The sequence below is a fragment of the Cellulomonas fimi genome (assembly GCF_028583725.1).
Lineage (GTDB): Bacteria > Actinomycetota > Actinomycetes > Actinomycetales > Cellulomonadaceae > Cellulomonas > Cellulomonas fimi_B.
This window is the reverse complement of record NZ_CP110680.1, coordinates 1,245,669-1,271,797: the sequence shown is the minus strand read 5'-3', so window position 1 is coordinate 1,271,797 and position 26,129 is coordinate 1,245,669. Positions and strand designations below refer to the sequence as shown.

Below are 26,129 nucleotides of genomic sequence, written 5' to 3'. Positions count from 1 at the left end.
TTCTCGAGGCGGGTGTCAGGCGGCGGCGTGGGCGAGGCGGGCAGCCTCGTCGGCGCCGCCGTCCATCGTGTCGGCGAGCGTGACGAGCGGGTGGCCGGCCTCGGCGAGGATGCGGCGGCCCTCGAGCACGTTGTTGCCGTCGAGGCGCACGACGAGCGGCTTGTTCTCCTCGTCGCCGAGGATCTCGAGCGCCGCGACGATGCCGTTCGCGACCGCGTCGCACGCGGTGATGCCGCCGAAGACGTTGACGAAGACGGACTTGACCTGCGGGTCCGTGAGGATGATGTGGAGCCCCGCGGCCATGATCTCGGCCGACGCGCCGCCACCGATGTCGAGGAAGTTCGCGGGCTTCACGCCCCCGTGGGCCTCGCCCGCGTACGCGACGACGTCGAGCGTGCTCATGACGAGCCCCGCACCGTTGCCGATGATGCCGACCTCACCGTCGAGCTTGACGTAGTTGAGGTCCTTCTCCTTGGCGGCGGCCTCGAGCGGGTCGGCCGCGGCCTTGTCCTCGAGCGCCTCGTGGTCCGCGTGCCGGAAGTCGGCGTTCGCGTCCAGCGTCACCTTGCCGTCGAGCGCGACGACGTCGCCGTCCTCCGTGAGGACCAGCGGGTTGACCTCGACGAGCGTCGCGTCCTCCTCGCGGTAGACGGTCCACAGCTTCTGCAGGACGTCCGCGACCTTGCCGGCGATCTCGGGCGCGAAGCCCGCCGCGGCGACGATCTCGTCGGCCTTGGCCTGGTCGATGCCCGTGCGCGGGTCGACGGCGACCTTCGCGAGCGCCTCGGGGCGCTCGACCGCGAGCTGCTCGATCTCCATGCCGCCCTCGACCGACGCCATCGCGAGGTAGCGACGCTCGGCGCGGTCCAGCAGCAGGGAGAAGTAGAACTCCTGGGCGATCTTCGCGCCGGCCGCGATCATCACGCGGTGCACGGTGTGGCCCTTGATGTCCATGCCGAGGATCTCGCCGGCCTTCTCGGCGGCCTCGTCGGCGGAGCGGGCGAGCTTGACGCCGCCGGCCTTGCCGCGGCCGCCGGTCTTCACCTGCGCCTTGACGACGACCACGCCGCCCTCGGCGGGCAGCAGGCGGGACGCCGCGTCGCGGGCCTCGTCGGGAGTCGTGGCGACGATGCCGCCGAGCACGGGCACCCCGTGCTTCTCGAAGATGTCACGTGCCTGGTACTCGAACAGGTCCACTTCGGTCCCGGTTCCTCTCGTCCGACCGGCCTGGCGCGACCACGGTCCGGCCGCAGCGCCGTCGCCGATCGTAGCCCTGGGGCGGAGATATCTTCACATCGAGAGATGTGGCGTGCGTGACGTCGGGCTGTCCGTCAGCCGTCGACGACGGGCACGTCGGTGAGCCGGAACGGCGGTCCGGCGTACGGGATGTCCCCGCTCTTCGTGTAGCGGACCGGCACGTCGACCGTCACGCTCTCCTGCCCCGTGTCCGGCCACACGACGGTGACGGTCCGCGTCCCCCCGACCGGCACGACGTTGACGAGCCGGTCGGCCAGCGGTTCGCGGATCGTGCGGTCGCCCACCGTCCGGCGCACGTAGTCGAGCGGGTACGTCCGGCGGTCGCCGTCGAGGAGCGTCACGTTCGTCGCGGCGAACTGCAGCGACGCGTCGAACTCGCCCCGGGCGTCCCACGCGCCGCTCGACAGGACCCCGTCGATCGTCTCGCTCTCGCCCGCGACGTGCGTGAGCTCGAGAACCCCCCGACGAGGTACCCGCCCTCGCGACGCACCTCGGGCAGGCGCACCGCCAGCGTGTCGTCGTCGGCCTGGTAGGTGACGCCCTCCGGCCCGGGGGCGACGGGACCGTCCGTCGGGGGCAGCGCGCCGGCGGCCGCCTCGACCGCCTCCGCCTCCCCCTGCGGCACGAGCACGATCTCGACCCGGCGGTTCAGCGCGCGGGCGTCGGCCGACGTCCCGGGGACCGCGGGCTGGCTCTCGCCCTTCGCGTCGACGGCCACGTCGAACGCCGACAGGTCGGCGACCTGCGCGAGCCGCGCCGCGACCGTCGCCGCGCGCCGCTGCGACAGGTCGAGGTTGTAGGCGTCGTCCGCGACGTCGTCGGTGTGCCCGACCACGGTCAGCCTGCCGCCCGGGTACGCCGCGACCTCGGCGGCCGCAGCGGCGAGCGCGGACTCCGCCTCGGGTCCGAGCTGGTCGGAGTCCACCGCGAACAGCACGTCGGACGCGACCTGCACGGTCACGGCCTCGGCCGTCTCGCGCGCACGGACCTGCCCGCCGACGGCGTCGGTGTACGCCTCGAGCGTGAAGACGGGCGCCGTCGCGACGCCGTCCTCGAGCAGCTCGTCCGGCGGGACCGTCAGGTCGCCCGCCGCGGCCGCGCTCACCACCGGCACGTCCGCGACCCACCCGCCCTCGGGGAGCATGACGTCGACCCGCTCGGTGTCGGGCGCGGCGAACGCCGCGTACACGACCTCGTCCCCGTCGGCGGCCTCGTCCGCCGCCTCCGTGGCCGGGCCGCCCGGCGTGCCGTTGCTCGACATCACGGCGCGGTCCCGCTCGTCGCGCGCGACCGGCCGCACGACCCCCGCCTCGGTGTCGACCAGCCGCACGCCGCTCGGACCCGGGCTCGCCAGGTTCTCGAAGACGTCCCACAGGGCCATCCGGAGGAACGGCGTCGTCGTGGGCGCGGCGACCCGCAGGACCGCGACGTCGCCGTGCACCGCGACGGGACCGACCTGGAGCTCGACCTCCTCACCGTCGAGCACGGTCGTGACGACCACCGGCTCGACGGCTGCCGCGGAGGCCGACGGTGTGGACGACGGTGTCGGCGCGGGATCGGCGCCGCCCGAGGTGCAGGCCGCGAGGAGCCCGGCGGTGGTCGTGGCGGCGACGAGGACGGTCGTCGGACGACGGACGGGCACGGCGGAGCCTCCTGGCGTCGGGGAGCCGGTCACGCGGACGGCGGCGGCCCCGGCAGTATGCCCGACTTGCCCTGGTCGACAGCCGTCCGGACGCCCCCGGGAGGCGCCGCGTCACCCGGACGCGGGCAGGACGCGCCGGACGTCACCCGGACGTGTCACCGGCCCGTCGTGTGGCCGGCGGCGGCGCAGTCGACGCAGGTCGTGGCGGTCGGACGGACCTCCAGGCGTGCCGGCGGGATCGGCCTCCCGCACGACGCGCACGTCCCGTACGTGCCCGCGTCCAGCCGGGCGAGCGCGCGGTCCACCTCCGCGAGCCGTTCCGACGCGGCCGCGGCGAGCGCGTCGACCTGGGCGCGCTCGAACGCGATGGTCGCGCCCTCCGGGTCGTGCTCGTCGTCCGCGTTGCTGTCGCGCGACGCGTCTACCACCGCGGTGTGGTCCTCGCGCAGCGCCGCGAGCCGGAGCTCGGCCTCCTGACGCACGGCCGCGAGCCGCGCGCGCACCTGGTCCGTCGTGGCGTCCATGCACCCACGGTGCCGCGCACCTCCGACACCCGCGCGCGGTCGCTACGGTCGCGACCATGCCGTCGCGCCCCGTCCCGTCCCCTGCCCGAGCCGAGCTGCTCCGCGACCTCGCCGGGCGTGTGCCGGACCCGGCGCGACGCGGTCGACCGGTCCTCGTGGGCGTCGACGGCGTGGACGGGTCGGGCAAGACGGTCCTCGCCGACGAGCTGGCCGAGGCCCTGACGGCCCGCGGACGTGCGGTCGTGCGCGCGTCGGCCGACGGGTTCCACCGACCCGCCGCCGAGCGGTACGCGCGCGGGCGGACGTCGCCGGAGGGGTTCTACCGCGACTCGTACGACGACGACGCGCTGCTGCGCGAGCTGCTGGCGCCGTTCGGACCGGGCGGCTCGCGTCGCTACCGCACGGCGGTGCACGACGTGGCGTCGGAGCGGCCGGTCGACGCACCGCTGCTCACCGCGAGCGACGACGCGGTGCTGGTCGTCGACGGGATCTTCCTGCACCGTCGCCGGCTCGCCGCCTGCTGGGACTTCTCGGTGTACCTGCACGTGCCGTTCGAGGTGACGTTCGCGCGGATGGCCGTGCGGGACGGGTGCCCTGCGGACCCGGACGACCCGGCGAACGCGCGGTACCGCGACGGGCAGCTCCTGTACCTGCGCGACGTCGCGCCGCGCACGCGAGCCACCGTCGTCGTGGACAACACCGACCTGGCGCGACCTCACGTGGTCGCACCGTGACCGTCGGCCCGCTGCGCCCGTCGCGGTAGGCCGAGCGCGCCGGCCTACCGCCCGCTCGCCCGGCCACGGCCCGCCGCCCGCCGCCCGCCGCGCTCCTGGCCCGCCGGTACCGACGGCACCATGCCGTCAACATCTGTTGACACCCTCCCGTGCGTCAACGTAAGTTGACGGTATGTCCAGCGAGCTCCTGACCGCCGCCGCCGGCGACGACCCCGCCGAGGGTCTGCGCGCCGTCCGCTCGCTGCGCGTGCTCGCCGACCGGCTGGAGGCGCTCCACGTCGAGCGCGCCCGGCGGCTCGGCTGGCCGTGGCAGCACATCGCCGAGGCGCTCGGCGTCACCCGGCAGGCCGTCCACAAGAAGTACGGGAAGAGGTACCCCTGATGTTCGAGCGCTTCACCCGCGACGCCCGCACCGCCGTCGAGCAGGCCCAGACCGTCGCCCGCCGGCTCGGCGCCGACCACATCGGCTCGGAGCACGTGCTGCTCGGCACCGTCGCCCAGGGGGATGCCGTCGCGCACCGGGCCCTCGCCCGCGCCGGTGTCGAGCCCGCAGCGCTCGAGCGTGCGGTCCGCGCGCAGTCGACGGACACGCTCGACGCCGAGGCCCTCGCCGGGCTCGGCATCGACCTCGACGCCGTGCGCGAGCAGGTCGAGGCGACCTTCGGCGAAGGCGCCCTCGACGCGCCCGCCCCCGGCGGGCGGCGCGGTCACCTGCCGTTCGACGCCGACGCGAAGAAGCTCCTCGAGGTCTCGCTGCGCGAGGCGGTCCGGCTCAAGCACCGCCGCATCGACACCGGCCACCTCCTGCTCGCGGCGGCACGCCTCGACACCGCGGGCTCCGGCCGCGCCCTGCGTGCCGCGGGCGTCGACCGGGACGCCGTCGAGCGCGCCGTGCAGGCGACCTGGGCCGACGCGGCCTGACGGCCTGCGCCGGCCACGGGCACCGACGTGCGACCCCACCGTCCCGACGGCCCGCACCGTCCGTCACCACGCGAGGTCGGCCTCGCCGCCGGTGCGGTCGCCGTACGGATCGTCCGCCCCACCGTCCGCCCGGCCGTCGGCGGCACGCCTCCGCTCCGAGGCCGGGACGCCCCGGTCCACGCCGACGGCGGCGATCACGCGGATCGACGCGGCGACCGGGCCGCGTCGACTCAGAGCTTCGTGACGGGTGAGTAGCGCAGCAGCAGTCGCTTCGTGCCCTCGGTGCCGAAGTCGACCTTCGCCACGGCGTTCGGCCCGGCGCCCTCGAGCCCGACGACCGTGCCGAGCCCGTACGCGTCGTGCGTCACGCGGTCACCGATCGCGAGCGTCGGGACGTCGCCACGCGGCGTCGCGGACCCGAACTTCGCGCCCGTCGACGGCAGGCTGGGCTTCGTCTCCTTCGCCCGCTCGGTCCGCCCGCCGGACCGGTAGCCGCCCGACCCGGAGCCCGAGCCGTAGCCGCCCGACCCGGCGCGACCGGACCCGTAGCCGCCGGACCCGAACCCGGATCCCCAGCCGCCGCGCAGCGACGACGTCGAGGACTCGCGCCGTCGCCAGTCGACGAACTCCTCGGGCAGGTCGTCGAGGAACCGGCTGGGCGGGAACTCGTTCGGCACGCCCCACGCGGTCCGCACCGCCGCGCGCGAGATGTACAGCCGCTCACGCGCGCGGGTCAGGCCGACGTAGGCGAGCCGGCGCTCCTCGGCGAGCTGGTCGGTGTCCGTGAGCGACCGCATGTGCGGGAACGTCCCGTCCTCCATGCCCGTGAGGAACACGACGGGGAACTCGAGGCCCTTCGCGGTGTGCAGCGTCATGAGCGTGATGACGCCCTGGTCGGGCTGACGCGGCGCATCGTCGTCCTCGTCGCCGCCGTCGGGCGTCGGGATCTGGTCCGAGTCCGCGACGAGCGAGACGCGCTCGAGGAAGTCCGCGAGGTCGCCGTCGGGGTCGCTCTGCTCGAACTCGGTGGCGACGGCGTGCAGCTCCGCGAGGTTCTCGACGCGCGACGCGTCCTGCGGGTCCTCGCTCGCACGCAGCTCGGCGAGGTAGCCCGACCGGTCGAGCACGGCACCGAGCACCTCGGCGGGTCCGGCGCCCTGGAACGCGAGGACGCGCAGGTCGGACATCATCGCCGCGAAGGACGACAGGCCCGTGATCGCGCGCGTCCCGAGGCCGGGCACCTCGTCGAGCCGGTCGAGCGCAGCACCGAACGAGATGCGCTCGCGCTCCGCGAACGACGCGACCATCGACTCCGACCGGTCGCCCAGCCCGCGCTTCGGCACGTTGAGGATCCGGCGCAGGTTGACGTCGTCGTCGGGGTTCGCGATCGCGCGCAGGTACGCGACGGCGTCCTTGATCTCCTTGCGCTCGTAGAAGCGCGTGCCGCCGACGACCTTGTACGGCAGGCCGACGCGGATGAGCACCTCCTCGAGCGCACGGGACTGCGCGTTCGCGCGGTAGAAGATCGCGACGTCGCCGGGGCGCACGCCGTCGGAGTCGCCGAGGCGGTCGATCTCCTGCGCGACGAAGCGCGCCTCCTCGTGCTCGGTGTCCGCGACGTACGCGACGATCTGCGCGCCCTGCCCCGAGTCGGTCCACAGCCGCTTGGGCTTGCGGCCGGGGTTGCGGCTGATGACCGCGTTGGCGGCCGACAGGATCGTCTGCGTCGAGCGGTAGTTCTGCTCCAGCAGGATCGTGCGCGCGTCGGGGTAGTCGGCCTCGAACTCGAGGATGTTGCGGATCGAGGCACCGCGGAACGCGTAGATGGACTGGTCGGCGTCGCCGACGACGGTCAGCTCGCCGCGCGGCACCTCCTCGCCGTCCGCGCCCGCCGCCGAGCCGCTGTGCCCGACGAGCTCGCGCACGAGCATGTACTGCGCGTGGTTGGTGTCCTGGTACTCGTCGACGAGCACGTGCCGGAACCGTCGGCGGTAGTGCTCGGCGACCGCCGGGAACCCCTGCAGCAGGTGGACGGTCGACATGATGAGGTCGTCGAAGTCGAGCGCCTGCGCCTGCCGCAGCCGCGCCTGGTAGCGCGTGTAGACCTGCGCGAGCGCGGTGTCGAAGTCGTTCGCCGCTCCCCCGCCGTTCGTCGCCGCGAACGTCTCGGGGTCGACGAGCTCGTCCTTGAGCGCGGAGATCTTCGCCGAGAGCGCCTTCGCCGGGTACTTCTTCGGGTCCAGGTCGAGGCTCGCGCGCGACGAGCGTGAGCAGGCGCTGCGAGTCGGCGGCGTCGTAGATCGAGAAGCTCGACCGCAGACCGAGCGTCACGGCCTCGCGCCGCAGGATCCGCACGCACGCCGAGTGGAACGTCGAGACCCACATGTTCCGGGCCGACGGGCCGACGAGGTGCTCGACCCGCTCGCGCATCTCCGCCGCGGCCTTGTTGGTGAACGTGATCGCGAGGATCTCGCCCGGGCGCGCCCGGCGCGTGGCCAGCAGGTGCGCGATGCGGTGCGTCAGCACGCGCGTCTTGCCCGAGCCGGCGCCCGCCACGATGAGCAGCGGTCCGCCGCTGTGGACGACGGCCTCCTTCTGCTGCGGGTTGAGCCCGACGAGCAGCGCGTCCGCGCGCTCCTGGCGGCGGGCGTCGCGCTCCTGGGCGTCGACGTCGTCGCCGCGCGGGGGCACGACGGCGGGCAGACCGGACGGCTCACCGGCCGTCCGGCGCGACGGGACGGCGCCACCGGGCACGGGCAGGGAGAGGCTCTCGAACAGCGATGTCATGACGGCACCAGCCTAGGCGTCGCCGCCGACACCCGACGCCCGCCGCGCACAGGCCGGACGGGGTCACGCCCGGAGGTCGCGGGCCCGGACTCCGGACCGGGCGGGCGGCAGACGACGACCGGCGTGACGGCCGCGCGGTCAGGTGACGGCGAGCCCGACGCACCACGCGCCCGTCGCGACGAGCGCCCCCGCCAGCTCCACCAGGATCGTCAGGCCCGTGGCCTGCAGCGCCGCCACGGTCGCCTTCCACGCGGGACCGTGCTCGCGCAGCCGGATCCGCTCGGCGGCGTAGGTGCCGACGACGAAGCCGAGCGGCAGGCCGACGACCGGGACGGCGAAGAACCCGACGACGCCCAGCAGCCCGCCCCACACGAGCGTGCTGTTCGGCACACCCCGACGCTGGAGGTGCCGGCCGGCCAGCAGGTACTTGCCGACCGCGGCGAGCCCGGTCGCGAGGACGGCGACGGCGACGACCGTCCAGCCGGCGACGCCGCCCGTGATCACGCCCCAGGCGATGACGGCCCCTGCGACGAGGAGGCCGCCCGGCAGCACCTGGACGACGACCCCGAACAACCCGACCAGCACGACGACGCCGATCAGGACCTCTCCGACCACACCCATGGCGGCAGACCCTAGCCGCCGTCAGGCCGCGCCGCGGTGCGACGCCCGCGCGCGGCCGTCGACGCGGGTCAGCGCCAGAGGACCGCGATCGCGACGTTGAGCACCGTGAGGCCGAGGACGCCGCCGAGCAGCCCCTTCGTGACCTTCTCCGGACGACGCGTGCCGAACACCACGAGGCCCGTCACGACGAGCGCGATGACGAGCTTGACGGTGACCTTGACGTTGTTCGGGTCGCGGAGCTCGTCGCTGGCCGACGCGAGGCCGACCATGAGGATGCCCGTGACGAGAGCCGTGAGGATCCCGTGCAGCGCGCCCTTGGGGAGCCGGTTGTCGCGCATCGTCACGAGCGTGCCGCCGAGCACGATCGCCCAGCCCAGGAGGTGCAGGAAGAGGAGGATGTGCTGCAGGAGTTCCATGCCTCCCGAGCCTAGTCGGAGCCCGGAGCCGTTTCTGACGTTGCGTCAGATCGATCGCGTCACACGGAGCGACGTCACAGCAGACGACGCGCCGCCGCCCACCGCGTCAGCTCGTGCCGGCTCGACAGCTGGAGCTTGCGCAGCACCGCCGACACGTGGGTCTCGACCGTCTTCACCGAGATGAACAGCTCCGCGGCGACCTCACGGTAGGTGTACCCGCGCGCGATGAGCCGCATCACCTCCCGCTCACGCGCCGACAGCCGGTCGAGCTCGTCGTCGCCCGTCGCCACGTCGCCCGCGGCCGCGCCGAACGCGTCGAGCACGAACCCCGCGAGCCGCGGCGAGAACACCGCGTCCCCGCCCGCCACCCGGCGCACGGCGTCGGACAGCTCGCTGCCGTCGATCGCCTTCGTCACGTAGCCACGCGCACCGGACCGGATCACCGCGACGACGTCCTCGGCCGCGTCGGAGACCGACAGCGCGAGGAACCGCGTCGTGACGCCCAGGTCGGTGCACCGGCGGATCACCTCGGCACCGCCACCCCCGTCGCCGCCGGGCAGGTGCACGTCGAGCAGCACGACCGGCGGCTGCAGCTCGTGCACCACGCGCACCGCGGACTCGACGTCGTCGGCCTCGCCGACCACGCGCACGCCCGCGTCGAGCGACGCCTTCACCCCGGTCCGGAACAGGTGGTGGTCGTCGACCAGGACGACGTCCACGGCCCCGCCGGTGGTGTCCGTGCTCATCTCGGTTCCCCTCCCTCGGCCGCACCCGCGACCGCGCGCACCGGCACCAGCAGGTGCACCTCGGTGCCGCGACCCGGGCGGCTCGTCACCTCGGCCGTGCCGCCACGACGGCGGACCCGGCCCATGATCGACTCCCGCACCCCGAACCGGTCGGGTCCGATCGCGTCCACGTCGAACCCGTCGCCCCGGTCCTTGACGAACACCTCGACCGCGTCGGCCCGCACCTCGAGGTACAGCGACACCGGCGGCCGCCCGTGCACGACGGCGTTGACGAGCGCCTCGCGCGTCGCCTGCACGAGCGCCTCGGTGTCGGCGTCCGGCACGCGGTCCCCGACGACGACCACGTCGATCGCGACCGGGTCGCCCGTCGGGCCGGACCGCGAGTCCTCGACCTCCGCGACGACGTCCTTCACGACCGCGGCGACCGACGTGCCCGGCGCGGGCCGCTCGTCGTACATCCACTCGCGCAGCTCGCGCTCCTGCGCACGCGCCATGCGCGCGACCTCGGCGGCGTCGTCGGCCCGGGCGCGGATGAGCGCGAGGGTCTGGAGCACCGAGTCGTGCAGGTGCGCGGCGATGTCCGCACGTTCCGACTCGCGCGCGCGGGCCGCCCGCTCGTCGCCGAGCGCGCGCACCAGCCGCAGCCACCAGGGCGCGAGGACCAGGCCGACGCCCGCCAGGACGGCCACGGCGGCGACCGCCGCCTGCACGAACGCCGCCGGCTCGATGCCGCTGCCCGTCATCTGCGCGACGAGCAGCAGACCGCCCACGCCCGCGAGCACGACGCCACCGAGCAGCCGCAGCACGCCAACGGTCGGGCGGCCCGTCTCGGTCCGCCACCGCTCGCGCGGTACGTGGTCGAGCTGGCTCCACGCGAGCCCGAGGCCCGCGAGCAGGACGAGCGACGGCAGCAGCCAGTCGATGTTGAGGTCGGCACCCTGCCGCGTGGCGACGAGCGCGATCGCGCCGACGACGAGCGCGACGCCCGTGGCGATCGTGGCCAGCGGCAGCCGGCGGGCGGGGTCCGCGTCGTGCTGCCGGCGGGCCAGCCGGGTCAGCGCGGTCGGCCGCCCCTCCGTCGCCGCGGCGGCCGGGTCGCCCGCCGGGACCGTCAGCCACCAGAAGACGTAGAGCGCGGGCCCGACGGCCGCGACGGGCGTGAGGACCACGAACGCGAACCGCACGAGCCCGACGGGCACGTCGAGGTGCGCCGCGAGACCGATGGCCACACCCCCGAACCAGCGACCACGCTCGGGCCGGCGCAGCGGCAGCCGGACGCGGCGCGCGGCGGCGCCGGCGGGGCGCGACGGGGCGGGTGCGGAGGTCACGCACCGATCGTCACACGTCGACGGGGGTGCTCACGGCCTTCCGGCGCCAGGATCAGGGACGCGTCCCCCGAGGATCAGGGCCCGGGACCCCCAAGGATCAGGGTCGGGTCAGGGGAGCACCCGATCCCGCCGGGGCACCCGGTCGGGACAGGATCGAGCCATGGACACGAACACCCCTGCCGGCGGACCTGCCGGCCCGGACGCGCCGGGGACGCACGGCGCTCCGTCGGCGCCCTACGGCACCCCGCCACCGTTCGACCCCGGCCCGCGCACCCCCGCCACGGGCGGGTTCTTCGCCGCCGTGCGCCGCACCGGGATGTTCCGGGGCGACGACCGCTGGATCGGCGGCGTCTGCGACGGCCTCGCGCGACGCTTCGGGCTCGACCCGTTGCTGGTCCGCGGCCTGTTCGCCGCGTCGATCCTGCTCGGCGGGCTCGGGCTCGTCGTCTACGGCGTCGCGTGGGCGCTGCTGCCCGAGCAGTCCGACGGCCGCATCCACCTCGAGGAGATGGTCGCGGGCCGGTTCGACGTCGCGCTGCTCGGTGCGCTCGGCGTCGCGATCGTCGGCCTCGCGCGCGGCGACCACTGGTTCTGGTTCTGGGACGGTCCGCCGGGGTGGCTCCAGGGCCTCCTGTGGGTCGCGTTCATCGCCGGCGTGATCGCCCTGATCGTCACCGCTGCCAACCGGCGCGCCAACCCCGCACCCGTGTACGGCCCCGCGCCGTACGCGCCCACCCCGCCCGCCGCGACGGCGCCCGCCGACCCGTGGGTCAAGCAGCCGGCCCCGGGCCGCGCCGCCGCGGCGACCGGACCCGCGACGCCCACGACGAGCGCACCCGTCCATGGCTCCGCACCGCTCGGCGCGACGCCGGCAGGCCCCGGCACCGGCCCGCGCCGTACGGCCCCTACGGCCCGTACCCGGCACCGGGCACGTCCGGTCCCTACCGCTACGGCCCGACCCCGCCGGCACCTCCCGCCCCGCCCGTCCCGCTCGTGCCCCCGCCGCCGCCCGCGCCGCGCAAGCCGCGCGTGCTCGGCCCCGGCGTCGGCATGGTCGGCTCGGTCGTCGCGCTGAGCCTCATCGGCCTCGCGGTGCTCCTCATGGCCGACCGCACCGGCGACTTCGACGGCCCCGTCGCGCTCACCGCGCTCGGCATCGGCGTCGTCCTCGCCGGCCTCGGGATCATCGTCTCGGGCCTGCGCGGCCGCCGGAGCGGCGCCCTGGGCGCCCTCGCGATCGTCGGCATCCTCGTCGCCCTGCCCGTCGGCGCGGCCACGACGAACGACTGGGTCTGGACCTCCGGCTCGCACCGGCGGGCCGACAGCGGCACCTACGTCGTCGACACCCGCCGCTCCGCCGCCGACGGTTTCGACCTCGGGTTCGGCGACGCGGTCGTCGACCTCACGACCGTCCCGCTGACGGGCTCGACACTCGACGTCCCGGTGTCGCTCGGCGCCGGCGACCTCACCGTCGTCGTGCCCGCCGACGCCGCGGTCGCGGCCGACGTGAAGGCAGGCGTCGGGACCGTCCGCTGGGAGCTCGACGGCGAGACGCGCTCCGTCGACGGGCTCGGCATCTCCGAGCAGACCTTCGAGGACGAGCAGGTCCGCAACGGCGAGACCGCCCAGCTCCAGCTGCACGTCAGCGTCGGCGCGGGCGAGATCCGGATCATCGAGGAGCAGTCATGAGCACCGACGACACCCGCCCGCAGCCGGGCACGGACGAGACCCGTCCCCCGGCCGACGCGGACGAGACCCAGCCGCTCACCGACGCGGACGAGACCCAGCCGCTCACCGACGCGGACGAGACCCAGCCGCTCACCGACGCTGAGGAGACCCAGCCGCTGGCCGGCGCTGAGGAGACCCAGCCGCTGGCCGGCGCTGAGGAGACCCAGCCGCTGCCCCGGCGGACGAAACCCGTCCGCTGCCCGTGCTCGACAAGGGCGGCGTCGCGGCGGGCGACGAGTCGTCACGACCCGGTGCGGACGCGGGAGCGACGCGCCCGCTCCCGTCGGCGCAGGACTCCCGGCCCCCGCTGATCGACGAGCTCGCGGGCCTGTCGACGCCGACGACCGCACCCCGCCCGGCACCTCAGCCGGCACCCGCACGCGCGCGGCGCCGGCACAGGTGCCGACGCCCGCGGCCGTCACGGCCGACGAGGAGCCGCGCGCGCGCGCTCCGCGTGGGGACGGTCGTGTGGGGCCTCGTCCTCGCGGCGATCGGCGTCGGGATCCTCGCGTGGGCGTCCGGGCTGACGATCGACGTGGGGCTCGCGCTGATCGTGCTGCTGGCCGTCGCGGGCGCCGCCCTGCTGGTCGGGTCGCTGGTGTCGGCCGCGCGTCACTCCCGCAGCACGGCCTCGACCCCGCGGGGCTGACGTCGGGCGGCCGCACCCCCGCCACGGCCGCCCGCACGCGCGAAGGTCCGGTCCCCACCTCGCGGACCGGACCTTCGTCGCCGGGACGCCGCTGCGGTGCGGCGCGCCGGTCAGGCGCTCGCGGTCGCCGGCGGCGCCGTCTGGGCCGTGTCCGTCACGACGGTCCGCGGCCCCGTGCCGAGCCGACGCAGCGCCCACCCGATGAGGACGACGGTCACGCCGACCCCGAACACGAACAGCGCGACGCCGAACGCGACGACCGACGTGAACAGCGACGCCCGCAGGAAGGACGCCGTCATGACGGTCTCCCGCGTCGGGTCCTCCCGGTCGAGCTCGGCGTACGTCTTGCCGCCCGACGCCTCCAGCGCGTGCGTGTTGATGATGTCCGCCTGGACCCACGCCTCCCAGGGCGTGTCGACGAGCTGCCCCTGGAAGGCGGACGCGTCGTCGGACACCGTGATCTTCTCGGCGGCGAGGTTGCTCGACACCGCTCCCCACGTGACTCCCCCGGCGACGATGAAGACGACGCCCAGGATCAAGGTGATGAGGCCGACGACGCGTACCGCGCCCGACCGCTCCCCCACAGCAGCACTCGACATTTCCCGATCCCTTCTGCACCACTGACAGAACGGGCCCGGACACCCGGGCCCGACAGGCCGAGCTCACGAGACAGCACCGTGCCTGTCGAGCGTATCCCCAGGTGAGGAGGGGAGGAAGGGGACGACACGCCCACAGCGGGCTGCGTGCACGCCGCGCCGTTCGCGTCGCGGCCGGGTCCGGGCGGGCGGGCGGTCGCCGCGGGGCGGCCGACGGTCAGGCGGGAACGGCGGCGGGTCGTGCGTCGTCGGACGCCCCGGGCGCCGTCCCGGCGTCGGCCGGCGGAGCGGCGAGCGACCGCAGCGCCCCGCCGACGAGCAGGAACCCGGTGCCGACGCCGACGACGAGCAGCGCGACGCCGAACGCGGTCACGGACGTCATGAGCGACGCCCGCAGGAACGCCGCCGTCTGCACCATCGGGCGGGCGGGGTCGTCGCGGTCGAGGAACTCGGCGTAGGTGCGGCCGCCGGACTCCGCGAACGCGTGGCCCTTGATGGCCTCGGTCTGCGCCCAGGCCTCCCACGGGGTGTCGACGAGCTGGCCCGCGAAGGCGGGCGCGTCCTCCGAGACGTGGATCTCCTCCTGCGCGAGGCTCGCCCCGATCCCGATCCAGGTGGCGACGCCGGAGACGGCGAGGAGCGCGCCGAGCGCGAGGACGAGGGTGCCCAGGAGGCGGGCGACGGGACGACGGTGTGCACGTGCGGACATGGTGGTCCCCCTGTCGGGTCGGTATCACGGACGGTCCGGGGTCACGTGGACGGGACCCCGGCGAGGACATGCACCGCGCGGCGTTCGTGACGCTAGCCGCTGTCACGTGTTCTGTGCGCGCAGTTGTCCACGATGTGACAACGGGACCGACGACGAATCGGTTCAGTGCGTCTGCAACAAAGAAGTATCGAAAGTGCCGGTCAGCGCACTGCGCGTGCGCGCTCGTACTCCGCGAGCGCGGCGCCGAGCACGTCGTCCCAGCCGAACGGCGGGCGGACCGCGCGGTTGTGCGCGCGGATGCCCGCGAGCAGCCGGCCGTCCTTCGCGAGGTGCACGACGGCCTCGGTCATCTCCGCGTCGTCCGCGACGAGGAGCCCGTCGACGCCGTCCGTGACGAACTCCGCGATGCCGGTGCCGCGCCGCGCGACGACCGCGAGACCGGCGGTCCGGGCCTCGAGCGCGGCGATCCCGAACGCCTCGAGGCTCGGCCGGCGCGAGGAACACGTCGGCGTGCGCATAGGCGGCGCGCACCTGGGGGCGCGTGAGGCGGCCGCGCAGGTCGACGACGTCGTCCAGCCCCTGCGCGGACACGGCGGACCGGACCCGGCCCGCCGCGGGGCCGGACCCGATGACGGACAGGTGCAGCCGACCGTGCGGGAGGCGCCGAGCGGCGGCGCCGACGAGCTCGACGAGCGGCACGGCGCGCTTGCGGGGCGCGAGCCGCATGGTCGAGACGAGACGCACCGGGGCGGCGTCGTCGTCGGCGGCGGGCGTCGTGGCGTCCGCGTCGGGTGCCCACGCGTCGAGGTCCAGACCGTTCGGCACGACCGCGACGGGCGTCTCGAACACCGCCTCGACGCGCGCGGCGGCGGCGGAGCTCACGGCCGACAGGGCGACGGGCGCGTCGGACCAGCGGGTCCGCCGCACGGCACCGCGCATCGCCGGGACCGTGCCGTCGAGCATGCAGTGCCAGGTGATCGCCGTCGGGAGCCCGGCGTCGATCGCGAGCCGGGCGCCGTCGAACGCGAACGGCGACAGCACGCCCGCGTGGACGTGCACGACGTCGGGGCGCAGGTCGTCGAAGGACGACCGCAGCAGACGGGGCCCGGCGGTCGGGTTGATCGGCAGGTCGAACGGCAGGCGCGCTCCGAGCCGGTGCACGCACGCCGTGCTCCAGGTCGACCACGCCGCCGCGCTCCCCCGCCGACCCGAGCGTGGCCGTGAGGACGTGCACGTCGTGCCCCTGCTCCGCCTGCCGGGCCGCGAGGTCGCCGACCTGCGACTCGATGCCGCCCGTGCGCGGCGCGTAGCAGTCGGAGACGTGGACGATCCGCACGGGTGCCCCGGTCAGGCGCGCGCGTCGATGGCCGCGACGGCCTCGCGGTGCACGCGGCGCTCGAGCACGAACGACATGACCGGCACGACGCCCGCGAGCGCGAGCGTCACGAGCCGGCCGAGCCGCCACCGCATCGTCGACCAGAGGTCGAAGCAGGTGACGAGGTAGATCACGTAGACCCACCCGTGGACCATGGCGATGATCCGTGCGGCCTCGGACCGCGGGTCGCCCTCGACGTTGAACCCCGGCACCTTCAGGACGTACTTCAGGAGCATCTCGACGCACAGCAGCAGCAGCATCGTGCCGGTGATCCACGCCAGGACCCGGTACCGCTGGGCCGCCCCGCGGGCGCGCTTCACCCAGGGCTTCGTCGTCTCCGTCGTGCTCACCTGCTCCGGTCCTCCCGTCGTCACGTCGGTCACTCCCACTCGATCGTGCCCGGCGGCTTGCTCGTGACGTCGAGGACGACCCGGTTGACCTCGGGCACCTCGTTCGTGATGCGCGTGCTGATGGTCGCGAGCACGTCGTAGGGCAGGCGCGTCCAGTCGGCGGTCATCGCGTCCTCGGACGACACGGGCCGCGCGACGACCGGGTGGCCGTACGTGCGGCCGTCGCCCTGGACGCCGACCGAGCGGACGTCGGCGAGCAGCACGACGGGGCACTGCCAGATGTCGCGGTCGAGCCCGGCCTTCGTGAGCTCCTCGCGCGCGATCGCGTCGGCCGCGCGCAGGATGTCGAGCGCTCCGCGGTGACCTCGCCGATGATGCGGATGCCGAGGCCGGGGCCGGGAACGGCTGGCGCCAGACGATGACCTCGGGCACCCCGAGCTCGAGGCCGACCGCGCGCACCTCGTCCTTGAACAGCGTGCGCAGCGGCTCGACGAGCTCGAACTGCAGGTCGTCGGGCAGACCGCCGACGTTGTGGTGCGACTTGATGTTCGCCGCGCCCTCGCCGCCGCCCGACTCGACGACGTCGGGGTAGAGCGTGCCCTGGACGAGGAACTTCACGGCCTCGCCGTGCGCACCCGCGTCCTCGACGACCTCGCGCGCGGCGTCCTCGAACACGCGGATGAACTCGCGGCCGATGATCTTGCGCTTGGTCTCCGGGTCGGTGTGGCCCGCGAGCGCGTGCAGGAACCGCTCGCGCGCGCGTCGACGACCTTGAGTGCACGCCCGTCGCGGCGACGAAGTCCTTCTCGACCTGCTCGGCCTCACCGGACCGCAGCAGGCCGTGGTCGACGAACACGCAGGTCGTTGGTCCCCGACGGCCTTCTGCACGAGCGCGGCCGCGACGGACGAGTCGACGCCGCCGGACAGCCCGCAGATGACGCGCGCGTCGCCGACCTGCGCCCGGATGCGCTCGACCTGCTCGGCGATGACGTTGCCCGGGTTCCAGTCGGGCGCGAGGCCCGCACCCTCGTAGAGGAAGTTCTCGAGCGCCTTCTGGCCGAGCGGCGAGGATGCTTGACCTCGGGTGCCACTGCACGCCGAACAGGCGGCGCTCGCGGTCCTCGAACGCGGCGACCAGGCTGCCGGCGCTCGTCGCGAGGACCTCGAACTCGAACAGCGACGGGTCGACGAACAGGGCACCGGTCGCGTACACCGACGACGGGCCGCCGGACAGGATGATCGCCGCCGGGTCCTTCGCGAGCAGGTCCGTGACCGAGGCCGTGTGCGGGACGATCTCCGAGTACACGTTCGCCTCACGGACCCGTCGCGCGATGAGCCTGCGCGTACCGCGCCGAAGTCGACGACGAGGACGGACGGTGCGCGGGGCACCGGGGAGTGCGCAGGCGACAGCGGCTCAGGCGTCTGGGTCACGCCCCAGGGTAGTCGTCGCGGCGCCGTCCTTGCCCACGTCCGCGCCGGCGGCGACGTCGCGCCGGCCCGCGCCGCAGGTGGTCTCGACAGGGCACCGATAAGCGTTCGAGCCGCGTCGGCACCGCCCGTAACGACACGCTCGTGCGCCGCTCCCCCTCTCCGACCCCGGCACCCCGCCGCTGACCGGTCCCGTCGCCTACCTTCGGGGTGCTCGCCCGTCGGCAGTGGGGCATCCTCCCCCTCGGGCGCGGCGTGCACGGCGTCGCCGTGGCTCATCCACACGGTCTGCTGCTCGGGGCTGCCCGCCAGCACGGTGCCCGCGTCGGTGACCTCGACGGCCGTGCCGCCGTACTCACGCTGACCGGTCTGCGCGACGGTGCCGCCGAGGGCCTGCGCCATCGCCTGGAAGCCGTAGCAGATGCCGAGCACGGGGACGCCCGCCTCGAACAGCGACGGGTCGACGAACGGGGCACCGGTCGCGTACACCGACGACGGGCCGCCGGACAGGATGATCGCCGCCGGGTCCTTCGCGAGCAGGTCCGTGACCGAGGCCGTGTGCGGGACGATCTCCGAGTACACGTTCGCCTCACGGACCCGTCGCGCGATGAGCTGCGCGTACTGGGCGCCGAAGTCGACGACGAGGACGGGACGGTGCGCGGGGGGCACCGGGGAGTGCGCAGGCGACAGCGGCTCAGGCGTCTGGGTCACGCCCCCAGGGTAGTCGTCGCGGCGCCGTCCTCGGCCCGGTCGTCCGCGCGGTGGCGGACGTCACGCCGGCCCGCGCCGCAGGTGTCCGACAAGCACCGATAAGCGTTCGAGCCGTGTCGGTACCCGGCCGTAACGTTGACGCTCGTGCGCTCGCTCCCCCTCTCCGACCCCGGCACCCCGCCGCTGACCGGTCCCGTCGCCTACCTCTGGTGGCTCGCCCGTCGGCAGTGGGGCATCCTCCTGGTCGCCGTGCTGCTGGGGATCGTGCTGTTCGCCTGCCAGGCCCTGCTCCCCTACCTCACCGGCCGCGCCATCGACGGCGGTCTCGAGCACGGCTTCGGTCCCGACCTGTGGCGCGCCGCCGGCTCGCTCGCCGCGCTCGGGATCGTCAGCGCCGCCGCCGGCGCGATCGGTCACCGCTTCGACGTGCAGAACTGGCTGCGCGCCGCCTTCACCTCGTCGCAGCTCGTCGGGAGCACCGTCGCGCGCTCGGGCCACGCGATCACCGCCGAGCTGCCGACCGGCGAGGTCGTCTCCGCGGTCGCGAACGACGCGCTGCGCGTCGGCGAGATCTACGCGATCGCCGCCCGGTTCATCGGCAGCCTCGTCGCCTACGGCGTCGCCGCGCTCCTCATGCTCCGCGTCTCCGTCCCGCTCGGGCTCGTCGTGCTGCTCGGCCTCCCGACGGTCGCCGCCGCGCTCGGCCTGCTCGTCAAGCCGTTGCAGAAGCGTCAGGTCGCCCAGCGCGAGGCGTCCGGCCGCCTGACGACGCTCGGCGCCGACACGGTCTCCGGCCTGCGCATCCTGCGCGGCATCGGCGGCGAGGGCGTCTTCAACGCGCGCTACCGCGAGCAGTCGCAGCGCGTGCGCCGCCGCGGCGAGGAGGTCGCGGTCACGCAGTCGTGGCTCGACGCGCTCCAGGTGCTGCTGCCCGGCCTGTTCGTCGCCGTGCTCATCTGGCTCGGTGCGCACATGGCGCTCGACGGGACCATCACGCCCGGTCAGCTCGTCGCGACCTACGGGTACGCCGCGTTCCTCGCGTGGCCGGTGCAGAACGCGACGATGTTCCTGCAGTCGGCGACGCGCGCGCACGTGGGCGCGGGCAAGGTCGTCAAGGTGCTGCAGGTCGTGCCCGCGACGGGTGCGCGTCCGGGCACCGCCGAGGCGCCGCCGGCCGGGTCGCCGCTGGTCGACGAGACGAGCGGCGTCGTGCTGGAGCACGGGCGCGTCGTCGCGCTCGTCAGCGCCGACCCCGACGAGTCCGCCGCGATCGCGACCCGCATGGGCCGGTTCGACGACGACGCCGAGAAGGACACGCCCGTGCGTCTCGGCGGCGTGCTGCTCGCCGACCTGCACAAGGAGGACGTGCGGACGCGCGTCGTCGTCGCCGAGGCCACGCCGCACCTCTTCTCGGGCGCGCTCGGCGACGAGCTCGACGTGCACGGGTCCGGCGAGGAGCAGCGGCTGCTCGACGCGATCGCCCTCGCCGACGCGCACGACGTGCTCGACTCCGTGCCCGACGGCCTCGCCGGCGAGCTGCCCGAGAAGGGCCGGTCGCTGTCCGGCGGCCAGCGGCAGCGCATCGCACTCGCGCGGGCACTGCTCCTGGACCCGGAGATCCTCGTGCTCGTCGAGCCGACCAGCGCGGTCGACGCGCACACCGAGGCGCGCATCGCCGCCCGGCTCGCCGACCACCGGCGCGGCCGCACGACGCTCGTCGTCACCGCGTCGCCGCTCGTGCTCGACCACGTCGACGAGGTGCAGCTCGTCCAGGACGGCCGCCTGGTCGCCCGGGGCGCGCACGCCGAGCTGCTCGACGGCGCCGCCGGACCGGCCGTCGCCGCCGCCTACCGCCGGGTCGTCGGCCGCGACCTCGACAGCGACACCCCGCCCCACGGCGTGGCCGTCACCGACGACCTCGCCGTCGTCTCGCCCGCAGGAGGACGACCGTGAAGCTCCCCATCGCCGACTCGGCGGCGGTGCGCGCGTACACCGGCCGCCTGTTCCGCACGCACCGCACCGACCTCACACGCATCGCGACGCTGCACACGCTCGCCGCGGTCGCCGGGCTCGCCGGTCCGTGGATCCTCGGGCGGCTCGTCGACGCGGTGACCGACGGGACCACGGTGTCGTACGTCAACACGCTCATCGGGGTGGGCGTGCTGGCCGTGCTCGCGCAGACGGTCCTCATCCGGTTCGCGCAGCGCCGGTCGATGGTGTTCGGCGAGCAGGTGTTCGCCGAGCTCCGCGAGGAGTTCATCTCGACCGTCACGTCGCTGCCGCTGTCGACTGTCGAGCGCGCCGGCACGGGCGACCTCGTCGCGCGCACGACGAACGACGTCAACCGGCTCCAGCACGCGGTCCGCTTCGGCGTGCCGCGCGTGATCGTCGCGGTCGTGACGATCACGCTCACCGTCGTCGCGAGCGTGATCCTGTCGCCGCTCGTCGCTGTCGCGATGTTCGTCGGCGTCCCCGGGATGCTGCTGGTCGTCCGCTGGTACCTCAAGCGCGCGACGCCCGCCTACCAGCGGGAGTCCGCGTCGTACGCGGCGCTCAACGGCACGATCACCGAGTCCGTCGAGGGCGCGCGCACCGTCGACGCGCTGCGGCTCGGCCCGCGCCGTCAGGCCCGCGTCGACGCCGACCTGCGCGAGGCGTTCGCCGCCGAGAAGGTCACGCTCGACCTGCGCACCGTGCTGTTCCCCGGCATCGACCTGGCCTTCGTGCTCGCACCCGCGGCGGTCCTGGTCTGGGGCGGCTACCTGGTGTCGCAGGGGTACGCGTCGCTCGGCGCGGTGACGACGATCGTCATGTACACGTACCAGGTCAGCGGGCCGGTGTGGGAGCTGATCTTCTGGGTCGACGAGATCCAGGTGGCAGCCACGTCGCTCGCGCGGATCGTGGGCGTGCAGCTCGTGTCGCCCGACCGCACGCCCGGCACGGCCGAGCCCGTCGACGAGGACGTGTCGGCGCGCGACCTCCGGTACGCGTACCGCGAGGGCCACGACGTGCTGCACGGCATCGACCTCGACCTGCGGTCCGGCGAGCGGCTCGCCGTCGTCGGCCCGTCCGGCGCCGGCAAGTCGACGCTCGGCCGCATGCTCGCCGGCATCCACCCGCCCACGGGCGGGTCGGTCACCGTCGGCGGTGTGCCGCTCGTCGAGCTGCCGCTCGAGGACCTGCGCCGGCACGTCGCCCTCGTCACCCAGGAGCACCACGTGTTCGTCGGCGAGCTCGCCGACAACCTGCGCCTGGCGAAGGAGGACGCGACCGACGTCGAGCTCGAGCACGCGCTGCGGGCCGTCGACGCGTGGGACTGGGTGTCCGCGCTGCCCGAAGGGCTGACGACCGAGGTCGGGTCCGGCGGAACACCGCTCACCCCGGCCCAGGCGCAGCAGATCGCGCTCGCGCGGCTCGTCCTGCTCGACCCGCACACGCTCGTGCTCGACGAGGCGACGTCGCTGCTCGACCCGCGCGCAGCGCGGCACCTCGAGCGGTCGCTGTCGGCCGTCCTCGAGGGCCGGACCGTCGTCGCGATCGCGCACCGGCTGCACACCGCGCACGACGCCGACCGCGTCGCCGTCGTCGACGCCGGGCGGATCACCGAGATCGGCCCGCACGACGAGCTCGTCGCCGCTGGTGGCGACTACGCCGCGCTCTGGCACTCGTGGCAGCACGAGTGACGTGCCGGTGACCGCGCCGATCGCCCTGCGAGGGGGTGTCGTCCTTCCCGACGACGCCCTCTCGTGGCGTTTCTCGCGGTCGAGCGGGCCGGGCGGCCAGGGGGTCAACACCGCCGACTCGCGCGTCGAGCTCTCCGTCGACGTCTCCGCCGTGCTCTGGGCCGTGGCCGAGCAGGAGGCGCGCGTCCGCGCACGTCTCGCGACACGGCTGCGCGGCGACGTCCTCACCGTCGCCGCGTCCGAGCACCGCTCGCAGCTCCGCAACCGCGAGGCGGCGCTCACGCGTGTCGTCGCGCTCCTCGACGAGGCCCTCGCTCCCCCGGGTCCGCCGCGCCGAGCCACTCGCCCGAGCCGCGCCTCCCGCGAACGCCGCGCCGCGGGCGAGCGTCAGCGCCGCGCGGTCAAGGAGCTCCGCCGCCGCCCCCGCCTCGGCGGCTGAGGCCGCGTCCGCTGCTGGAGGGGCGTCGACGCTGGCCGAACGCTGCTCGCACCGTTGAGCCATAGTGCCAATAGTGGCACCATGGACGGGTGCCGGATGTCGACCGACTCGTCAGCGCCATGCGGCTCAATCCCAAGAACGTGCGGTTCGCCGACCTCGAACGAGTCTGTCGCCACTACTTCGGCGAACCTCGGCAGCGCGGGTCCTCCCACCAGGTGTACAAGACACCGTGGCCTGGTGACCCGCGCGTGAACACCCAGGACTTCCACGGCAATGCGAAGCCGTACCAGGTCCGCCAGGTGCTGGCGGCGCTCGACCGGCTCGGGACGGAGGAACGATGACCACGGCAGACCACTACACGTACCGCATCACCTGGTCCGCGGAGGACGAGGCGTACGTCGCGACGGTCGCCGAGTTCCCCTCGCTGTCGTGGCTCGACGCCGACCGGACGGGCGCCCTGCACGGTGTCGAGGCCCTCCTCCAGGACGTGCTCGACGAGCTGCGAGCGAGCGCCGAACCGATCCCCCTCTCCCTCGCCGACCGCTCGTACTCCGGGCGCTTCCAGGTCCGCATCCCGCCCGAGGTCCATCGGCGTCTCGCCACCGAAGCCGCTGAGCAGGGTGTCTCGCTCAACCGCCTCGTCACGGCTCGCCTTGCGGGGTGACGTTCCTCGTCTCGCCGCGGGCCACCGATACGAAGGCGTCCAGCCGCGCGAAGCCCTGGTGACCGAAGAACTCGCCGAGCGATCTCCCGCGCTGCACCTCCGGCCCCGTCATCACCCCGGGCTAGCGAGCACCACGGCATCCAGGCGGGCGAGCCTGGGAGCTGCCGTCGCGGGCGCGTCGGATCACTCCTCAGACGGCTCGGATCGGGGTCCTGAAACGGCCCGCCGATCTTCGCGCCGACGGTAGCCTGCTCGCGACATGGCATTGGCCGCTCATCGGCGCCGCGCATATCGGGCAGGCCCAGGTGCGGACCGGGTAGAGACCCGGCGCGCACTCTTCCCCGGAAGAGTTCCCCGTGCCCGACTGCACCAAGGTCCCCTACCACTCCGCGCGCGAGGCGGCCCGCGCGCTCGCGCGCATCCAGGCGAAGCGTCGGGCGGTCGGACAGACCACGCCCGTGGCTGTGCACCCCTGCGTCACCTGCGCCGGACGGTGGCATGTCACGTCGAAGCGAGTCAGCGGGACCGCCTCGCGGCGCTGGCAGACCTTCGCCGGGCTCGGGTGAGACGTGCGTGGTCAACGCGACGGCGGTCGGGCCTCACGGTTCGAAGGTGTAGCCCAGGCCCGGGTGGGTGATGAGGTGGCGGGGGTGGGACGGGTCGTCCTCGAGCTTGCGGCGGAGCTGGGCGGAGTAGACGCGCAGGTAGTGGGTCTCGTCGGAGTAACCAGGGCCCCACACGTCCTGGAGGAGCTGCCGGCGGGAGACCAGGCGGCCGCGGTTGCGGACGAGGACGCACCCGCAGGTCTACGCCGCGGTCGGCGCGGTGCCGTGCGTCCTGACGGATCCTTGACGCCGCGCGGGCGACCCTTGACGGGTCCCGTCGCGCGCGGGCGTCACGGCAGGATCGAGTCGACGTAGCCGCCGTCGACGCGGACGGCGCCACCGGTGGTCGCCGACGCGAGCGGCGACGACAGGTAGACGACGAGGTGCGCGATCTCCTCGGGCTCGATGAGCCGCTGGAGGAGCGACTGCGGGCGGTGCCGGCGCATGAACTCGCGCTGCGCCTCGTCCCACGGCAGCGACCGGTCGACGAGCTGGTAGACGAAGTCCTCGACGCCGCCGGTGTGCGTCGGGCCGGCGATGACGGAGTTCACGGTGACACCGGTGCCGGCCGCCTCCTTCGCGAAGCCGCGCGCGACGCCGAGCAGCGCGGTCTTGGAGACGCCGTAGTGGATCATCTCGGCCGGGATCACCACGGCGGAGTCGCTCGCGATCATGAGCACGCGGCCCCAGCCGCGGGACGTCATGCCGGGCAGATAGGCACGCGTGAGCCGGACCGCGGTGAGCACGTTGACCTCGAAGTAGCGCCGCCACTCGTCGTCGGTGACCTCGAGCGCGGGCCGCGCCTCGAAGATGCCGAGGTTGTTGACCAGCACGTCGACGTCGGGCAGCCGCTCCAGCACGGCGGCCGTGCCGTCGTCGGTCGCGACGTCGCCGGGTGCCGCGACGAGGTCCGCGCCGGGCACGTCGTCGCCGATCCGCGCGACCGCCGCGTCGACCGACTCCCGCGAGCGACCGTTGATCCCGACGCGAGCGCCCGCCCGGGCGAGGCCCGCCGCGATCGCGGCGCCGATGCCCTGCGTCGAGCCGGTCACGAGCGCGGTCCGGCCGCTCAGGTCCAGGACGGTCATGCGACCGACGCTAGGTCACGCGACGGGCGACCGCCCACCGTCGGGCTCGGCGTGCGGGTGCCGCTCAGGCTGGTCGTCGCGTAGTGGTGCGCGCTCAGCCCCGAGGTCGTCCCCGGGCAGCGGCTCCGGCTCCGGGTCGGGCCCCGGCTCCCCCTCGACCTCCGGCGGGCGGCGGTCCCCCTCCGCCTCGTCGCGGACGAGCCGCCACCACAGGGCGACCGCGAAGCCACCGAAGATCCACCACTGCGCGGCGTAGGCGAGGTTCTGGATGTTGAGCCCCGCGCCGGGCGAGCGCGGCGGGTCGAGCAGCACGACGTCGGGCGACTGTGCGGGGTCCGACGACGCGACCACGAGGTAGCCGGTCCAGATCGGACCGCCCCAGACGTTGAGCAGCTCGGGCGAGCTGATGGCGTCGGTCTCGCCGTCGCGCACGCCGCTGCCCGCGGACTCGGACACCTGGAGGTAGCCGACCAGGTCGACCGGCCCGGTCGGCGGCGCGTCGGCGTCCGACGGAGCCGCGACCCAGCCGCGGACGACGGGCAGCACCGCGTCGCCGCCGTCGGCCGAGGCGCCGGGCACGCGCATCGGCGTCAGGACCAGGTAGCCGGTGACGTCGTCGTGCGCGCGCTCCGGCACGAGGAGCTGGCCGGTCGCGTCGTACGTGCCGGTCACGGACACCTTCTGCCCGACCATGTCGCCGTGGAAGGCGGTCTGCGGCGCGAGCACGTCGTCGAGCGGCACGGGGTCGGCGGCGACCTGCTCGGCGACGTGCCGTGCCTCCGCACGGGCGCCGCGCACCTCGGCACGGTCGAGCTGCCACGCGCCGAGCCGTGCGCACACGGCGGCCGCGCCCAGGAGCAGGACGAGCAGCAGGAGCATCCGGGGGCGACGCGCGGCCTGCCACCACGTCGTCGTCGGCGCCTCCTGCTCGGTCACCGGGCCACGGTAACCCGGCGGCCGCAGCGACCCGGACGGGCGCCCGCCGTGACCCCGCCGGGACGCCGGTGACGACCACACCAACACGGGCTGACCTGCGCGCGGACACCCGACGACGCACCGGACGAGACGAACGTCACCACCTGCATCCGCGGCTGTTCTGCGGTTGTATGACACGTGGGCGTGTCGTCG

25 protein-coding genes and 5 pseudogenes are annotated in these 26,129 nt (G+C 74.6%); 11 read left to right on the top strand and 19 right to left on the bottom strand.

What is annotated here, in order from left to right; all coding sequences use genetic code 11:
* Positions 1-15 precede the first annotated feature (15 nt).
* The 4 genes from sucC to OOT42_RS05875 form a co-directional block, all read right to left on the bottom strand.
* Positions 16-1,197 (bottom strand): ADP-forming succinate--CoA ligase subunit beta, encoded by a 1,182-nt coding sequence (gene sucC / locus OOT42_RS05890; RefSeq protein ID WP_273653965.1) that lies wholly within the window; start codon positions 1,195-1,197, stop codon positions 16-18.
* 134 nt (positions 1,198-1,331) lie between these two features.
* On the bottom strand, positions 1,332-1,598 hold the full coding sequence (locus tag OOT42_RS05885; protein WP_273653964.1) for a hypothetical protein: 267 nt from the start codon (positions 1,596-1,598) through the stop codon (positions 1,332-1,334).
* Positions 1,595-2,899 (bottom strand): OmpA family protein, encoded by a 1,305-nt coding sequence (locus tag OOT42_RS05880; RefSeq protein ID WP_273653963.1) that lies wholly within the window; start codon positions 2,897-2,899, stop codon positions 1,595-1,597. Before OOT42_RS05880 ends, OOT42_RS05885 begins: the two co-directional genes overlap by 4 nt.
* 155 nt (positions 2,900-3,054) lie before the next feature.
* A complete protein-coding gene (locus OOT42_RS05875) occupies positions 3,055-3,423 on the bottom strand; it encodes a TraR/DksA family transcriptional regulator (protein ID WP_273653962.1) in 369 nt (122 codons plus the stop codon).
* A 56-nt stretch (positions 3,424-3,479) separates the two neighbouring features.
* Here OOT42_RS05875 and OOT42_RS05870 point away from each other — a divergent pair, with 56 nt between their 5' ends.
* The 3 genes from OOT42_RS05870 to OOT42_RS05860 all read left to right on the top strand — a co-directional run bounded on the left by OOT42_RS05870 (position 3,480) and on the right by OOT42_RS05860 (position 5,078).
* Positions 3,480-4,157, top strand: a complete 678-nt coding sequence (locus OOT42_RS05870) for an AAA family ATPase (protein ID WP_273653961.1) — start codon at positions 3,480-3,482, stop codon at positions 4,155-4,157.
* 172 nt (positions 4,158-4,329) lie between these two features.
* Entirely contained in the window at positions 4,330-4,539 is a 210-nt protein-coding gene (locus OOT42_RS05865) for an RNA polymerase subunit sigma-70 (RefSeq protein ID WP_162352664.1), read from the top strand.
* The gene (locus OOT42_RS05860) at positions 4,539-5,078 is read left to right on the top strand and encodes a Clp protease N-terminal domain-containing protein (protein ID WP_273653960.1); all 540 of its coding nucleotides are present in this window, start codon (positions 4,539-4,541) and stop codon (positions 5,076-5,078) included. The genes OOT42_RS05865 and OOT42_RS05860 overlap by 1 nt, the downstream gene beginning before the upstream one ends.
* 230 nt (positions 5,079-5,308) lie before the next feature.
* Here OOT42_RS05860 and pcrA read toward each other — a convergent pair.
* The 5 genes and pseudogenes from pcrA to OOT42_RS05835 all read right to left on the bottom strand — a co-directional run bounded on the left by pcrA (position 5,309) and on the right by OOT42_RS05835 (position 10,976).
* Positions 5,309-7,865: pseudogene (gene pcrA / locus OOT42_RS05855) on the bottom strand (DNA helicase PcrA).
* Between the two features lie 138 nt (positions 7,866-8,003).
* Positions 8,004-8,486 carry a DUF456 domain-containing protein gene (locus OOT42_RS05850; protein ID WP_273653959.1) on the bottom strand — a complete coding sequence of 161 codons (483 nt, stop codon included), beginning with the start codon at positions 8,484-8,486 and terminating at the stop codon, positions 8,004-8,006.
* A 68-nt stretch (positions 8,487-8,554) separates the two neighbouring features.
* Positions 8,555-8,902, bottom strand: coding sequence for a hypothetical protein (locus OOT42_RS05845; RefSeq protein WP_273653958.1), 348 nt, complete (start codon positions 8,900-8,902; stop codon positions 8,555-8,557).
* Positions 8,903-8,976: 74 nt separating this feature from the next.
* Complete coding sequence (locus OOT42_RS05840) at positions 8,977-9,648, bottom strand: LuxR C-terminal-related transcriptional regulator (RefSeq protein WP_273653957.1); 672 nt, start codon at positions 9,646-9,648, stop codon at positions 8,977-8,979.
* Positions 9,645-10,976 (bottom strand): ATP-binding protein, encoded by a 1,332-nt coding sequence (locus tag OOT42_RS05835; protein ID WP_273653956.1) that lies wholly within the window; start codon positions 10,974-10,976, stop codon positions 9,645-9,647. Before OOT42_RS05835 ends, OOT42_RS05840 begins: the two co-directional genes overlap by 4 nt.
* Before the next feature lie 160 nt (positions 10,977-11,136).
* On the opposite strand from OOT42_RS05835, the gene OOT42_RS05830 reads away from it, so the two are divergent.
* The 3 genes from OOT42_RS05830 to OOT42_RS05820 all read left to right on the top strand — a co-directional run bounded on the left by OOT42_RS05830 (position 11,137) and on the right by OOT42_RS05820 (position 13,353).
* Entirely contained in the window at positions 11,137-12,051 is a 915-nt protein-coding gene (locus tag OOT42_RS05830) for a PspC domain-containing protein (protein WP_273653955.1), read from the top strand.
* The gene (locus OOT42_RS05825) at positions 12,006-12,665 is read left to right on the top strand and encodes a LiaF domain-containing protein (RefSeq protein ID WP_273653954.1); all 660 of its coding nucleotides are present in this window, start codon (positions 12,006-12,008) and stop codon (positions 12,663-12,665) included. The genes OOT42_RS05830 and OOT42_RS05825 overlap by 46 nt, the downstream gene beginning before the upstream one ends.
* A gap of 505 nt (positions 12,666-13,170) precedes the next feature.
* Complete coding sequence (locus OOT42_RS05820; protein ID WP_273653953.1) at positions 13,171-13,353, top strand: hypothetical protein; 183 nt, start codon at positions 13,171-13,173, stop codon at positions 13,351-13,353.
* 110 nt (positions 13,354-13,463) lie between these two features.
* Here OOT42_RS05820 and OOT42_RS05815 read toward each other — a convergent pair whose 3' ends face one another.
* The 7 genes and pseudogenes from OOT42_RS05815 to guaA (OOT42_RS05790) form a co-directional block, all read right to left on the bottom strand.
* The gene (locus OOT42_RS05815) at positions 13,464-13,952 is read right to left on the bottom strand and encodes an aromatic ring-opening dioxygenase LigA (RefSeq protein WP_273653952.1); all 489 of its coding nucleotides are present in this window, start codon (positions 13,950-13,952) and stop codon (positions 13,464-13,466) included.
* Between the two features lie 214 nt (positions 13,953-14,166).
* Positions 14,167-14,658, bottom strand: a complete 492-nt coding sequence (locus OOT42_RS05810; protein WP_273653951.1) for an aromatic ring-opening dioxygenase LigA — start codon at positions 14,656-14,658, stop codon at positions 14,167-14,169.
* Between the two features lie 200 nt (positions 14,659-14,858).
* The gene (locus OOT42_RS20295) at positions 14,859-15,176 is read right to left on the bottom strand and encodes a glycosyltransferase (RefSeq protein ID WP_423775966.1); all 318 of its coding nucleotides are present in this window, start codon (positions 15,174-15,176) and stop codon (positions 14,859-14,861) included.
* 31 nt (positions 15,177-15,207) lie between these two features.
* Positions 15,208-15,819 (bottom strand): annotated as a pseudogene (locus OOT42_RS20290) (glycosyltransferase); the annotation flags it as partial.
* A 186-nt stretch (positions 15,820-16,005) separates the two neighbouring features.
* Positions 16,006-16,383, bottom strand: a complete 378-nt coding sequence (locus OOT42_RS05800) for a DUF3817 domain-containing protein (protein WP_273653950.1) — start codon at positions 16,381-16,383, stop codon at positions 16,006-16,008.
* 29 nt (positions 16,384-16,412) lie between these two features.
* Positions 16,413-17,814: pseudogene (gene guaA, locus OOT42_RS05795) on the bottom strand (glutamine-hydrolyzing GMP synthase).
* Positions 17,815-18,051: 237 nt separating this feature from the next.
* A pseudogene (gene guaA / locus OOT42_RS05790) lies at positions 18,052-18,522 on the bottom strand (glutamine-hydrolyzing GMP synthase); the annotation flags it as partial.
* A 144-nt stretch (positions 18,523-18,666) separates the two neighbouring features.
* On the opposite strand from guaA (OOT42_RS05790), the gene OOT42_RS05785 reads away from it, so the two are divergent.
* The 5 genes from OOT42_RS05785 (at position 18,667) to OOT42_RS05765 (ending at position 23,308) form a co-directional block, all read left to right on the top strand.
* A complete protein-coding gene (locus OOT42_RS05785; protein WP_273653949.1) occupies positions 18,667-20,475 on the top strand; it encodes an ABC transporter ATP-binding protein in 1,809 nt (602 codons plus the stop codon).
* On the top strand, positions 20,472-22,205 hold the full coding sequence (locus OOT42_RS05780) for an ABC transporter ATP-binding protein (RefSeq protein WP_273653948.1): 1,734 nt from the start codon (positions 20,472-20,474) through the stop codon (positions 22,203-22,205). The genes OOT42_RS05785 and OOT42_RS05780 overlap by 4 nt, the downstream gene beginning before the upstream one ends.
* Before the next feature lie 7 nt (positions 22,206-22,212).
* The gene (arfB, locus tag OOT42_RS05775; RefSeq protein ID WP_273653947.1) at positions 22,213-22,644 is read left to right on the top strand and encodes an alternative ribosome rescue aminoacyl-tRNA hydrolase ArfB; all 432 of its coding nucleotides are present in this window, start codon (positions 22,213-22,215) and stop codon (positions 22,642-22,644) included.
* Positions 22,645-22,733: 89 nt separating this feature from the next.
* Complete coding sequence (locus OOT42_RS05770) at positions 22,734-22,985, top strand: toxin HicA (RefSeq protein ID WP_273653946.1); 252 nt, start codon at positions 22,734-22,736, stop codon at positions 22,983-22,985.
* A complete protein-coding gene (locus OOT42_RS05765; protein WP_273653945.1) occupies positions 22,982-23,308 on the top strand; it encodes a type II toxin-antitoxin system HicB family antitoxin in 327 nt (108 codons plus the stop codon). The genes OOT42_RS05770 and OOT42_RS05765 overlap by 4 nt, the downstream gene beginning before the upstream one ends.
* A 599-nt stretch (positions 23,309-23,907) precedes the next feature.
* Here the strand turns inward: OOT42_RS05765 and OOT42_RS05760 are convergent.
* From OOT42_RS05760 to OOT42_RS05750, 3 genes and pseudogenes are all read right to left on the bottom strand, one after another.
* Positions 23,908-24,102, bottom strand: a pseudogene (locus tag OOT42_RS05760) (winged helix-turn-helix domain-containing protein); the annotation flags it as partial.
* Between the two features lie 101 nt (positions 24,103-24,203).
* Positions 24,204-25,001 (bottom strand): SDR family NAD(P)-dependent oxidoreductase, encoded by a 798-nt coding sequence (locus tag OOT42_RS05755; protein ID WP_273653944.1) that lies wholly within the window; start codon positions 24,999-25,001, stop codon positions 24,204-24,206.
* A 15-nt stretch (positions 25,002-25,016) separates the two neighbouring features.
* Entirely contained in the window at positions 25,017-25,937 is a 921-nt protein-coding gene (locus OOT42_RS05750; protein ID WP_273653943.1) for an SURF1 family protein, read from the bottom strand.
* Positions 25,938-26,129 lie beyond the last annotated feature (192 nt).

What these genes read in the sequence shown, in the direction of transcription:
- OOT42_RS05875 (WP_273653962.1), bottom strand. Translation starts at nt 3,423, where the DNA reads ATGGACGCCACGACGGACCAGGTGCGCGCGCGGCTCGCGGCCGTGCGT.
- OOT42_RS05870 (WP_273653961.1), top strand. Translation starts at nt 3,480, where the DNA reads ATGCCGTCGCGCCCCGTCCCGTCCCCTGCCCGAGCCGAGCTGCTCCGC.
- OOT42_RS05865 (WP_162352664.1), top strand. Translation starts at nt 4,330, where the DNA reads ATGTCCAGCGAGCTCCTGACCGCCGCCGCCGGCGACGACCCCGCCGAG.
- OOT42_RS05860 (WP_273653960.1), top strand. Translation starts at nt 4,539, where the DNA reads ATGTTCGAGCGCTTCACCCGCGACGCCCGCACCGCCGTCGAGCAGGCC.
- OOT42_RS05850 (WP_273653959.1), bottom strand. Translation starts at nt 8,486, where the DNA reads ATGGGTGTGGTCGGAGAGGTCCTGATCGGCGTCGTCGTGCTGGTCGGG.
- OOT42_RS05845 (WP_273653958.1), bottom strand. Translation starts at nt 8,902, where the DNA reads ATGGAACTCCTGCAGCACATCCTCCTCTTCCTGCACCTCCTGGGCTGG.
- OOT42_RS05840 (WP_273653957.1), bottom strand. Translation starts at nt 9,648, where the DNA reads ATGAGCACGGACACCACCGGCGGGGCCGTGGACGTCGTCCTGGTCGAC.
- OOT42_RS05830 (WP_273653955.1), top strand. Translation starts at nt 11,137, where the DNA reads ATGGACACGAACACCCCTGCCGGCGGACCTGCCGGCCCGGACGCGCCG.
- OOT42_RS05815 (WP_273653952.1), bottom strand. Translation starts at nt 13,952, where the DNA reads ATGTCGAGTGCTGCTGTGGGGGAGCGGTCGGGCGCGGTACGCGTCGTC.
- OOT42_RS05810 (WP_273653951.1), bottom strand. Translation starts at nt 14,658, where the DNA reads ATGTCCGCACGTGCACACCGTCGTCCCGTCGCCCGCCTCCTGGGCACC.
- OOT42_RS20295 (WP_423775966.1), bottom strand. Translation starts at nt 15,176, where the DNA reads ATGCGCACGCCGACGTGTTCCTCGCGCCGGCCGAGCCTCGAGGCGTTC.
- OOT42_RS05765 (WP_273653945.1), top strand. Translation starts at nt 22,982, where the DNA reads ATGACCACGGCAGACCACTACACGTACCGCATCACCTGGTCCGCGGAG.
- OOT42_RS05755 (WP_273653944.1), bottom strand. Translation starts at nt 25,001, where the DNA reads ATGACCGTCCTGGACCTGAGCGGCCGGACCGCGCTCGTGACCGGCTCG.